General features: G+C 68.1%; 9 protein-coding genes. 5 read left to right on the top strand and 4 right to left on the bottom strand.

All coding sequences use genetic code 11. The features are described 5' to 3' along the window. A partial coding sequence (locus tag ACXJKR_RS13515) for a diguanylate cyclase domain-containing protein (protein ID WP_457323267.1) occupies positions 1 to 1,753 on the bottom strand: 1,753 nt, incomplete at its 3' end. 161 nt (positions 1,754 to 1,914) lie between these two features. Here ACXJKR_RS13515 and yajC point away from each other — a divergent pair. From yajC to ACXJKR_RS13495, 4 genes are all read left to right on the top strand, one after another. Continuing rightward, complete coding sequence (yajC, locus tag ACXJKR_RS13510; protein ID WP_056205313.1) at positions 1,915 to 2,238, top strand: preprotein translocase subunit YajC; 324 nt, start codon at positions 1,915 to 1,917, stop codon at positions 2,236 to 2,238. Positions 2,239 to 2,319: 81 nt separating this feature from the next. After that, positions 2,320 to 4,218 (top strand): protein translocase subunit SecD, encoded by a 1,899-nt coding sequence (gene secD, locus ACXJKR_RS13505; RefSeq protein ID WP_457323266.1) that lies wholly within the window; start codon positions 2,320 to 2,322, stop codon positions 4,216 to 4,218. 12 nt (positions 4,219 to 4,230) lie between these two features. Continuing rightward, a complete protein-coding gene (secF, locus tag ACXJKR_RS13500) occupies positions 4,231 to 5,265 on the top strand; it encodes a protein translocase subunit SecF (protein WP_056205235.1) in 1,035 nt (344 codons plus the stop codon). A 45-nt stretch (positions 5,266 to 5,310) separates the two neighbouring features. Beyond that, complete coding sequence (locus ACXJKR_RS13495; protein WP_457323265.1) at positions 5,311 to 7,782, top strand: DUF1631 family protein; 2,472 nt, start codon at positions 5,311 to 5,313, stop codon at positions 7,780 to 7,782. Between the two features lie 105 nt (positions 7,783 to 7,887). Here the strand turns inward: ACXJKR_RS13495 and ACXJKR_RS13490 are convergent, their stop codons facing one another. The 3 genes from ACXJKR_RS13490 to ACXJKR_RS13480 all read right to left on the bottom strand — a co-directional run bounded on the left by ACXJKR_RS13490 (position 7,888) and on the right by ACXJKR_RS13480 (position 10,939). Beyond that, a complete protein-coding gene (locus ACXJKR_RS13490) occupies positions 7,888 to 8,340 on the bottom strand; it encodes a DUF494 family protein (RefSeq protein ID WP_056205310.1) in 453 nt (150 codons plus the stop codon). Positions 8,341 to 8,450: 110 nt separating this feature from the next. Then, positions 8,451 to 9,542: a DNA-processing protein DprA gene (dprA, locus tag ACXJKR_RS13485; RefSeq protein WP_056205228.1), complete on the bottom strand. Its 1,092-nt coding sequence runs from the start codon at positions 9,540 to 9,542 to the stop codon at positions 8,451 to 8,453. Positions 9,543 to 9,769: 227 nt separating this feature from the next. Next, complete coding sequence (locus ACXJKR_RS13480; protein ID WP_056205226.1) at positions 9,770 to 10,939, bottom strand: LysM peptidoglycan-binding domain-containing protein; 1,170 nt, start codon at positions 10,937 to 10,939, stop codon at positions 9,770 to 9,772. A gap of 116 nt (positions 10,940 to 11,055) precedes the next feature. On the opposite strand from ACXJKR_RS13480, the gene def reads away from it, so the two are divergent. Then, the coding region (gene def / locus ACXJKR_RS13475; protein ID WP_457323264.1) for a peptide deformylase at positions 11,056 to 11,418 on the top strand (363 nt) is incomplete at its 3' end.

Below are 11,418 nucleotides of genomic sequence, written 5' to 3'. Positions count from 1 at the left end.
GGCGGGCATCGCTAGGCGGGGGCTGCTTGCGGGCGAACATGTCGGCATCGGCATGCCGGAGCAGGCTCTCGGTGTCCTGGCCGTCGTCGGGGTAGAGGGCGATGCCGAAGCTTGCCGCCACCTGGAAGTCGGCCGGTGCCAGGCCCGCCAGGCTTTCCAGCGGCATGCGCATGCTGGCCTCGAGGTGGTCGCGCGCGGCTTCGGCGTCGGCGCGGTTCTCGACCGAGTCCAGCAGCATGACGAATTCGTCGCCGGCATAGCGGGACACGATGTCGCCGATGCGCACGCCGGCCCGCAGCCGCTGGCCGACCTCCTTCAGCACCGCGTCGCCCACGCCATGGCCAAAGCGCTTGTTGACGTCCTTGACGCGATCGAGGTCGACGAACATGACGGCGAAGGGCCAGCGGTCACCGCGGCGGCGCTGCTGCAGGATGCGGTCCTCGATGCGGCGCAGGATGGCGCTGCGGTTGGACAGGCCCGTCAGCTGGTCGGTCAGCAGCCGCCTTTGCATGTCGGCAAAGCTGCGCGCGAGTTCGCCGAGTTCGTCGGTGCGGTGCACCTCGGGCGGCTCGTCGAGCACGCCCTCGCCCACGCGCCGGGCGGCGTCGGCCAGCTCGCGCAGCTCACGGGTGACGATGCCCAGCACCGCCCAGCCCAGGCCCAGGGCGATGACGACGCCCAGGCCCGCGAGCACGCCGGCCTGCACGAAGTTGCGCTGCACGCCAACCAGGAAGTCGGCGCGCGGCACGGCGACGATGATGAGCCAGTTCAAGCCCAGGGCAGGGTCGACGCGGGCATAGCCGAGCTGCACGACGCGGCCATCGGCATCGGCAAAGCTCGCCGTGCGCGGCGCGGTGCCCAGGGCCTCGGCGCCGGCCGCCGTGCGTTGGCGCACTGCCTCGAAGGCGGCAACAACGAGGGCGTCGGGGCTCTGCGCGGCGTTCAGCCTTTCGTGCTGGCCGACGACCAGCGTCTTCATGTGTGCGCCGCGTGACACGCCGACGAGTTGCCCATCGCCTTCCACGACCATGGCGACGGCGTTCTCGCTCAGCGCCAGCCGCTGCAGCAGGGCATTGACCTGCTTGAGCGACAGGTCGGTGGCGGCCACGCCCTCAGGCTCGCCGACGTCGTTGCCCACGCGCTTGGTGCGCGTCGTGACCAGATCCAGGGTCTTGAAGTCGATGTAGACCGGCGTCCAGCTCAGCGGCGCGGGGTTGGCCAGTGCGGCCTGGTACCAGGGGCGCTCGCGCGGCTCGAACACCTTGTCCTCGGTGACCGGCGAGCGCATGTCGCCGGTGATACCGCTGAGGCGGTAGATGGTGCGCGGGCCGGTGCCCGCGGTGCGCACGCGCAGCTCGGCCTCCAGTTCGGAGAAGCGCCACAGGCCAAGGAAATGACCCTGGCGGTCGCCGTAGTAGACGTAATTGTTGGGATCCCGGTGCACCGAGGTCGCCAGCCAGAAGCGGTTGCGCAGCGTGTCCAGGTCGCGGGGCAGGTTCTCCGGTGCCGACAGGCCGGTGGGGAAGGCCGCCTCCAGCACGGCATCGGCCCCGCCGACATGGCGCTCCAGCGACACGGAGATGCGGTTCACGGCCTCGACCAGGAGCTGGCCCGACAAGGTGTTCACCGTGTCGCGCCCGGCGCGCCAGGACAGCGTGCCCACCAGCAGCACCAGGCCCAGCACCAAGACGACATAGGGCAGCGTCAGCAGGCTGCGCAGGCTCAGTCGGTCGGTCAGCGCCCTGATCGGCAAAAGAGGAACTCCAGGCAGGTTGAATGTGGCGGCGGCAGGTTAGCAGGGGTGGGCGCCGCGGCGTAGCCCCTCGGAGCCCCGTCATCGGGGCGTTTGGCGCGGCGCACTAGAATTCAAGGTTGCCCTGCGGTTTTTGCGGCCGCCCACCCAAGGAATTCAACGTGTTCATCTCCAACGCCTACGCCCAGGCCGCCCCGGCTGCCGCCAGTTCCGACAACGGCCTGCTCGGCATGCTGCCCCTGGTGCTGATGTTCGTCGTGCTCTATTTCGTCATGATCCGGCCGCAGATGAAGCGCCAGAAGGAGCACAAGGCCATGATCGAGGCAGTGCAAAAGGGTGACGAGGTTGTCACGGCCGGCGGCATCATCGGCAAGGTCGCCAAGCTGGGTGACAACTTCATCCACCTGGAAGTCGCCAACGGCGTCGAGCTGCAGATCCAGCGCAGCGCCGTCACCCAGGTTCTCCCTAAGGGCAGCTTGAAGTAATCGGCCCTGCGCCCATCTCCCGGGCCACGGCCGCCCGGGCGCTGCTGATTACGCCGTGCAGGCGCATACAAGGAAGTCCCCATGAACCGCTATCCGCTCTGGAAGTACGCGATCCTGCTCGTCGCGCTGCTGATCGGCACTCTGTACACCCTGCCCAATCTGTTCGGCGAAGCGCCGGCGGTGCAGGTGTCCAGTGCCAAGGTGACCGTCAAGGTCGACAACTCGATGACCACCCGCATCGAGGCCGCACTGCAGCAAGCCGGCATCAAGGCGGACTTCGTCCAGTTCGACGGCAACTCGGTCAAGGCGCGCTTTGGCGACACCGACACCCAGCTCAAGGCCAAGGACGTCATCAGCAAGGAGCTCAACCCCAATGCTGCCGAGCCGACCTACATCGTCGCGCTGAACCTGCTGTCGCGTTCGCCGCAATGGCTGGCCAGCCTGCATGCCAACCCGATGTACCTGGGCCTGGACCTGCGGGGCGGCGTGCACTTCCTGATGCAGGTCGACATGAAGGCGGCACTGACCAAGAAGGCCGAGTCGCTGACCGGCGATGCACGCAGCATGCTGCGTGACAAGAACATCCGCCACGCCGGCATCAGCCGCGACGGCAACACGGTGGTCATCGCCTTTCGCGACGCCGAACAGCGCGCCGCAGCCACCGAGTTGCTGCAGACGCAGCTGCCTGATGTCGTCTGGACGCCGCAGGGCGAAGGCAGCGAGCTGCAGCTGTCAGGCAGCCTGGCGCCCAAGGCCCAGGTCGCGGTGCAGGACGCCGCCATCAAGCAGAACATCACCACCCTGCACAACCGCGTCAACGAGCTCGGCGTGGCCGAGCCCGTCATCCAGCAGCAGGGCGCCGACCGCGTCGTCGTGCAGCTGCCCGGCGTGCAGGACACGGCCAAGGCCAAGGACATCATCGGCCGCACCGCCACGCTGGAGCTGCGCATGGTGGACGACGGCAGCGAGTCGCTGGAGGCGCTCAAGGGCAACGGTCCCGTGCCCTTCGGCACCGAGCGCTTCATCGACCGCGGCTTCGGCCCCATCATCGTCAAGCGCCAGGTGGTGCTGACCGGTGACGCCCTCGTCGATGCTCAGCCCGGCTTCGACGAGAACCACTCGCCGTCGGTCGACCTGACGCTGGACGCCAAGGGCGCCCGCATCATGAAGGACCTGTCGCGCGAGAACGTCGGCAAGCGCATGGCCATCATCCTGTTCGAGAAKGGCAAGGGCGAGGTCGTGACGGCGCCGGTCATCCGCAGCGAATTGAGCGGCGGGCGCATCAAGATCAGCGGAGCGATGACGACCCAGGAAGCCAGCGACACAGCCCTGCTGTTGCGCGCCGGGTCGCTGGCCGCGCCGATGGAGATCATCGAAGAGCGCACCATCGGCCCGAGCCTGGGCAAGGAGAACATCGAGAAGGGCATCGCCAGCGTCACCTGGGGCTTTGCCGCGGTGGCCGCCTTCATGTGCGTCTACTACCTGCTGTTCGGCGTGTTCTCGTCGCTGGCGCTGGGCTTCAACCTGCTGCTGCTGATCGCGGCGCTGTCGATGATGCAGGCCACGCTGAGCCTGCCGGGCATCGCCGCCATTGCGCTGGTGCTGGGCATGGCCATCGACTCCAACGTGCTGATCAACGAGCGCGTGCGCGAGGAACTGCGTGGCGGCGAATCGCCCCAGCAGGCCATCCGGCTGGGCTACGAACGCGCCTGGGCCACCATCCTGGACTCCAACGTGACGACGCTGATCGCCGGTGTCTCGCTGCTGGTGTTCGGCTCCGGCCCGATCAAGGGCTTTGCCGTCGTGCATTGCCTGGGCATCCTGACCTCGATGTTCTCGTCCGTCGTGTTCTCGCGCGGCCTGGTGAACCTCTGGTACGGCCGCCAGAAGAAGCTCAAGAGCGTGTCCATCGGGCAGATCTGGAGGCCCGACGCCGACAAGCCCGCCGCCGAGACGACCGACGTCGCCGCCAAGGCCTGAGAAAGCTAGAACATGGAACTCTTTCGCATCAAGCGCGACCTGCCGTTGATGAAGCATGCGTTGGTCTTCAACGCTATCTCCTTCATCACCTTCGCAGCCGCCGTGTTCTTCCTGGTCACGCGGGGCCTGCATTTCTCCATCGAGTTCACCGGCGGCACGGTCATCGAGGTGGCCTACCCGCAGGCGGCCGAGATCGAGAAGACTCGCCTGGTCGTCGAGAAGATGGGCTTCGGCGAAGTGCAGGTGCAGAACTTCGGCTCTTCGCGCGACGTGATGATCCGCCTGCCCGTGCGCGGCGATATCAAGCAGACCGAGCTGGTCGGCAAGGTCTTCACCGAGCTGTGCACGGCCGAGGCCGGCACGATCAGCGAGCATCAGGAAGTGACGCCCCAGGGCGAGCAGGTCAGCAAGCAGATCTGCAGACGAGCCGATGGCGCCGAGCCGATCAAGCTGTCGCGCTCCGAGGTCGTCGGCCCGGCCGTCGGGGCCGAGCTGGCCCAGGACGCCGCCAAGGCACTGGCCGCGACGGTCATCGGCATCATGATCTACCTGGCCATCCGCTTCGAATGGAAGTTCGCGGTCGCCGGCATCATCGCCAACCTGCACGATGTGGTCATCATCCTGGGCTTCTTCGCCTTCTTCCAGTGGGAGTTCTCGCTGGCGGTGCTGGCGGCCATCCTGGCGGTGCTGGGCTACTCGGTGAACGAATCTGTCGTCATCTTCGACCGGGTGCGCGAGGCCTTCCGCAGGTTCCGCAAGATGAACACCCACGAGGTCATCGACCACGCCATCACCTCGACGATGAGCCGCACCATCATCACCCACGGTTGCACGCAGCTGATGGTGGTGTCCATGCTGCTGTTCGGCGGGCCGACGCTGCATTACTTCGCCGTCGCGCTGACCATCGGCATCCTGTTTGGCATCTACTCCTCGGTGTTCGTGGCGGCGGCCATCGCCATGTGGCTGGGCGTCAAGCGGGAGGACCTGGTCAAGGCGGGCGTGAATCGTGACGACCCCAATGACCCGAACTCCGGGGCCGTCGTGTAGAGTGATCGCAACCCAACATTCCAGCCGCGCAGCCCTCACCAGTCCATGACCGCCGCTCGTAACCAGGCCCTGGCGACCCAGGCGCGGCGCGTCTATCTGGAAGCTCTGGTGCGCGGCATGACGCCCCTGGTCGCTGCGGTCGGCCAGGGCGCTGGCCAGCAACTGGCCCACGGCGTCCCCCACGCCATCATGATGGCCAGGCGCGACGCGGTGCAGGCCTGGCAGAAGCTAGGCCCCAACTGGCAGATGGCCGTCGTCGCGGCGCTGCGCCACGCGGCAGTGCACGGCGTCTCCGACAACGCCCGCGAGCACGACACGACCGTGCCGGCCCAGTCGGTGAAGATGAGCCTGGTCGACGACTCGACCATCGAGCGCGAGATCACCAGCTCCCGCCTGGCCCTGGTCATGATGGACCGGGCGACCTGGGAATTCACCGACCTGCGCACCCGCATGCAGGCCCTGGAGGCTCATGACGACCTGGAACCGCTGGACCTGCTGCGGGCCCATGTCGTGGCCCGCGTGGCGCTGGACGCCTGGACCCGCGTCGGCCTGGACGCGAACATCTGGCAGCTGCTGCACCATGAGCTTCACGAGGAATTCGCCCAGCTCATCAGCGAGGCCTACCACGAGACCAACCGCTGGCTGATCGCCCAGAAGGTGCTGCCCGAGGTCGACCTGCGGCCCTTCATCCGCCGCACGGCCCAGGCCGCTACGGCGGCGACGGCGACGGCCACTGGCGCGCCAGTACCGCCGCCACCGCCAGTGTCTCCCGGCCCGGGTCTCGCCCCCACGTCAGGCCCGGTGCCGATGGTCGCGGGTGGGGCATCGGCGCGCAGCAAGGCGAGCAGCCAGGCCGACGAAGTCATGGCCCAGCTGCAGCGTGTGCTGGCCCGCCATGTGCCGGGCTTTCCGGTCGTCAAAAGCCAGGTGCCGGCCCGCCCGGGTGGCGGCAAGCCGAGCCTGGCCGATGTGACACCCAGCCATGCCGGCACCCTCGGTGGTGGCAGTTTATCGAGCGGCGATGCACCCGCCTCCGTGGCCAGGCCGTCGCTGGCCGATGCGCCGCCCGTCTCCGTTTCCGCCGCCTCGCCGCGGTTGATGGGTGCCATCAAGCATGCCCAGGAGTCCTTGCAGCGCCGCCCCGGCGCAGCTGGCGGTGTGGATACCGGTGGCAGCGCCAGCGCCCCGCGTGCGCTGGAGGAGATTGGCGCGCGCAACCAGGCCTTCAAGCAGGTCCTGAAGCAGGCCGCGAGCAACCCGGCCGAACGCGCGACCATCGAGATCGTCGCCATGATGTTCCAGAGCATCCTGACCGAGGAGCGCATCCCGGCCACGGTGCGGGTCTGGTTCGCGCGGCTGCAGATGCCGGTGCTGCGGGTGGCCGTCAGCGAACCCGACTTCTTTGCCGCCGCCGACCATCCGGCGCGTCGTCTCATTGACCGCATGGGCGCGTGCGTGATGGGTTTCAACACGGCCCAGGTCAGTGGCCCGGGTTCGGAGCGCGCCAGCAACGATGCGCTGGAGCGCGAGATCAAGCGCGTCGTGCAGGTCGTCGAGGCCTATCCGGACACCGGCCGGCGGGTCTTTGCCACCGTGCTGACCGAGTTCGAGAAGTTCCTCGACCACTATTTCGAGAACGAGAACCAGGCCTCCAAGCGCGGCGTGTCGCTGGCCCAGCAGGTCGAGCAACGCGAAACCCTGGCCATCCAGTACACCATCGAGCTGCGCAAGATGCTGTCCGAGGTGSCGGTACAGGACGGCGTGCGCGACTTCCTCTTCCACGTCTGGGCCGACGTGCTGGCCGTCACGGCGGTGCGCGCGGGCGCCCAGTCCGACGTGACCAAGTCCATGAAGCGGGCCGCCGCCGACCTGATCTGGAGCGCCAGCTCCAAGGCCTCGCGCGAGGAGCGTGCCGAGGTCATCCGCCGCCTGCCGCCCCTGCTCAAGACGCTGCGCGATGGCATGAGCCACGCCGGCCTGCCGACGGACAAGCAGGACGAGCATGTGCGCCAGCTCAACAACGCATTGGCCGCCGCTTTCACGGCCAAGACGGCCGCCATCCCGCGCGAGCGCCTGGACGAGCTGATGGACCAGCTCGAGACACTGGAAGCCATGCTGCCCGAGGACATCGAAGGCGGCGACAGCCATGTCGACGAGATGCTGGTGCGCGACCTGTCCGGCCACGAATCCGAGGGCATGGAGGTCGTCGCCGAGGGTGGCTCCGCGCCGACGCCGGCCATGGTGGCCTGGGCGCGCGAGCTGCAGGTCGGCGGCTGGTTCATGCTCGACTACCGCGGCCGCAACGAGCAGGTGCAGCTGGCCTGGCGCGGCCTGCGCAGGCAGCTGGCGCTGTTCGTCACGCCCAAGGGCCGCGGCGTGCTGTTCTCGCTGAACCGCATGGCCGCCTTCCTGCAGGCAGGCCTGCTGCTGCCTGCCCAGGACGAAGCGCTGACCGTGCAGGCCACGCGCAAGGCGCTGGCCAAGCTGGATGCCGATCCCGGGCAATTGCTCAAATGATTTGCGGGTCAGACCTGCGCGCGTAGCGCGCTGCTCTGACCCCAACTGATTCAGGAATTGAAAAAGGACGCCGCGGCGTCCTTTGTTCTTGGTGCATCAGCGGGTTCAGTGGATCAACCGATCCTCGGGGGCAACGAACAGCTCGTCCAGGATCAGCGCATCGGGCTCTTCGCCCAGGCTCCAGAACACCATCAGCACGATGATCTTCAGGTCTTCCAGGTCCATCGGGTTACCGGAGATGGCCATGGCGCGGTCGATGACCATCTCGCGCATCGGGCCGGGCAGCACGCCGGCCGACTCGAGGAAGCTGACGAAGCTGATCGACTCCTCGCCCAGGTGCTCCATCTCCGCGGGCGAATACACGCGCATCGCGTGTTCGCTCTGCTCGCCCTGGTAGGACTCCCCGGACGCGGCCAGACCGTCCAGCCAGGAGAGGGCCTCCTGGATTTCGTCGTTCTCGAAGCCCACCGCCGTCAGTTTTCGCGCGAGTTGCGCGTGATCGGGGCAGGCGTCCGGGCGCCAATAGGTCTCGTAGAGATAAACCAGGACATCGAACATCGTGAGGGGATGATAGCCCAGGGTCTGGCGCACTCCGGACGCGAATAACCCCTCGGATCAGGCTCTGATATCCGCGGTTAAGCTCGCTGTCTCTGCTGCCCAGCCTGCCCTCATCCCTGCCGTCGGCGCTGGAAGAGCTGGCCCGCCAGGCGGGCGATGTGGCCGTCGAGCTCCAACTCCAGCAGGGCGGCGCTGAGCTCGGCCGCCGGCCAGCCGCAGCGGGCCATCAGGGCATCCAGGCTGACCGGATCGAAGCCCATGGCGTCCAGCAGCGCCTGCTGCTCGTGAGGCGTCTCGGCAGGCTCGGGCGTCACGCACAGCTTGCCCAGCGGCGGCAGTTCCTCCAGCACGTCCTGGGCCGACTCGACCAGCTTGGCGCCCTGGCGGATCAGCGCATGGCAGCCGCGGGCCTGGGGTGAATGGATGGAGCCGGGGATGGCGAACACCTCGCGGCCCGCCTCGACGGCCTGCCGGGCCGTGATCAGCGAGCCCGACTGCACGGCGGCCTCGACGACCAGGCAGCCCTGGGCCAGGCCGGCAATGATGCGGTTGCGGCGCGGAAAGTTGGCCGGCAGCACCGGGGTGCCCAGTGAGTACTCGCTGACGATGAGGCCGCCGCCGGCCAGTAGCCGCGCCGCCAGCTTCTCGTTGCGGCGCGGGTAGACCTGGTCCAGCCCGGTGCCGACGACGGCGATGGTGGCGCCGTCGGCGTCCAGGGCGCCCTCATGCGCGGCGGCGTCCACGCCCAGGGCCAGGCCCGAGACGATGGTGTAGCCACCGCGTGCCAGCGCCCGGGCGAAGGCGCGCGCGTTGTCGCCCCCCTGGGCGGTCGGGTTGCGGCTGCCGACGATGGCGATGGACGGCGCGCCCAGCAGTTCGCGCCGGCCCTGYAGCCACAGCAGCAGCGGTGGGTCGGCCGTGGCCAGCAGGCGGGGTGGGTAGTCGGCATCGCCGAGAACGAGCAGGTCATGGCCGGGTTCGGCCAACCATGCCTGGGCCTTGTCGATCAATTCGTCGAGATGGTCAGGGGGCTTGTTGAAGCCCTCGCGCTGTTTGCCCGGCAGCGCCTGGTCCAGGGCGACGGCGGGGAGTTCGAAGACAGCCTGCGGGCTGCCGGCCATGGCCAGCAGCCGCCGCGCCGCTGCCGGGCCCACGCTCTCGGTGAGCCGCAGCCAGGCGACAAGCTCGATGGGTGTCAGCATCAGCGGTTCGAAGAACCGCCGGGCCGAGCGCTGGGCCGCTCCCGAGCCGGCCCGCCTTGGCGATGTGCTTGCCGGTCAATCCGGCAAGCATCGCCGTTCCCTCGGGGGCTGAGGCCGGACACATTGCGCCCAGTGGGCGCGATGTGCCTACCGAAGGGCTGCGGCACCCGCCGCAGCGCGGTCTGCAAGACCGACCAAGGTACTCCTTGGGCGAGGGGCTCCATTCTCTAAGGCTGGGTAAAGCGGTCGCCCGGTCGAACCGGCTCTTTCACCGAGATGATCAGCGCATAGGACACGCGCTCATAGACCTCGAAGACGAACAGGATGCCGTGGCGCTCGTCGGGCAGCTTGATGGCCTCGGCCCTCTCCTGGGTCTTGTCCATGACCCTGGCGCCGTCGCGCCACAGCGCGAACACATGGCCGCGCTCGATGCCATCACGCTTGCCGCGGTTGAGCGCGACGATCTGGTTCTGGCCTGCGTTGAGTGCCTCGCCGTAGATGGCCGCGATTTGACCCGCCATGGGCTGGCTGGGCGCGTGCGGCACATACAGCTCGAGATTGCGTGCCGGTGCCGGCGCCAGACGGTCGCCGATGCCGACCTCCTGCTTGATCTGCCGGACGGTCATCGTGGCCGGCACGATCTCGGCCTTGCCATCGGCGCCGGTGCGCTCCTCGCCCAGACGGGTCAGTTCAGCCGTGCCGACATACGGGGCCTCGTAGCCCAGGATCTCGTTGGTGGCTGGGTCGCGCAGCGGGCGGGCGTTGCGGAAGACGCGGAAGTCGGTGCCGCTGCCGAAATCGCCACGCGCATAGGCCAGTTCGCCCGGGCCGAGCAGCACATGCCCTTCCTGGGCGGCGACGATGCGCGGTGCCGTGGCCAGCGCATCCGTGTCGAAGACGACAGCGTCGGTCAGGAAGGGTTGGATCAGGTGCAGCGGGATGCTTGGGATGGGGCTGGAATCCAGCGCCGAAATGCGCATCTGCGGCCGCAGCTTGACCACGCCATTGCCGGCCGTATTGCCGCCGACGCCCTGTGCCAGTTGCAGCCGGGCCCGGCCATCGACCTTGACCAGCAGCAGCACCTGGCCCGGGTAGATCAGGTGGGGGTTGCGAATCTGGTCGCGGTTCATGCCCCAGAGCTCGGGCCAGCGCCAGGGGCTTTTCAGGAACAGCTTGGAGATGTCCCAAAGCGTGTCGCCTGGCTGCACCGTGTGGCTGTCCGGCGCATTGGGCGCCAGTTCGGCCAGGGGCACGCCCGCGGACGCGACCTGATCGGCGACGCGTCGCTGTTCGGCGGTGACGGGCAGCTTGCTGGTTTGCGCCCAGGCTGAGGTCGCCGTCGCGAGGGCGAGGCAGGTCGCAAGGACTGCGAAGTGGGCTGGGCGGGCAACGGGCATCTGGCGCGGTCTCCGAGGGGATTGCCGGATCGGCGAAAATCCAGGTGATTCTGCCCGCAATCACCGGGGGCAACCAACAACCGCTAGCGCTCGTTTGCGAGTGCTTACAAGGCGCCATGGCCCAACTGCACATCCTTCGCTACCCCGACCCGCGTCTGCACACCGTTGCCAAACCGGTGGCCGCCGTGGACGAGCGCACCCGCCAGCTCGTCGATGACATGCTGGAAACCATGTACGCCGCCGACGGTGTCGGCCTGGCCGCGACGCAAGTCGACGTGCATGAGCGAGTCATCGTCATCGACACGTCGCAGGATCGCGACACCCCGCGCGTGCTGATCAATCCCGAGCTGGTTCGTCTCAGCGAGCGCATGGTCGAGGGCGAGGAAGGCTGCCTGTCGGTGCCGCAGATCTACGACAAGGTGCCGCGCCATGCCGAGGTCACCGTGCGCGCCACCAATCGCGACGGCGAGGTCTACGAG

This window comes from Roseateles sp. P5_E11 (assembly GCF_054049355.1).
Note: the sequence above shows the minus strand (reverse complement) of the source record. Positions and strands in the feature narration are given on the sequence as shown.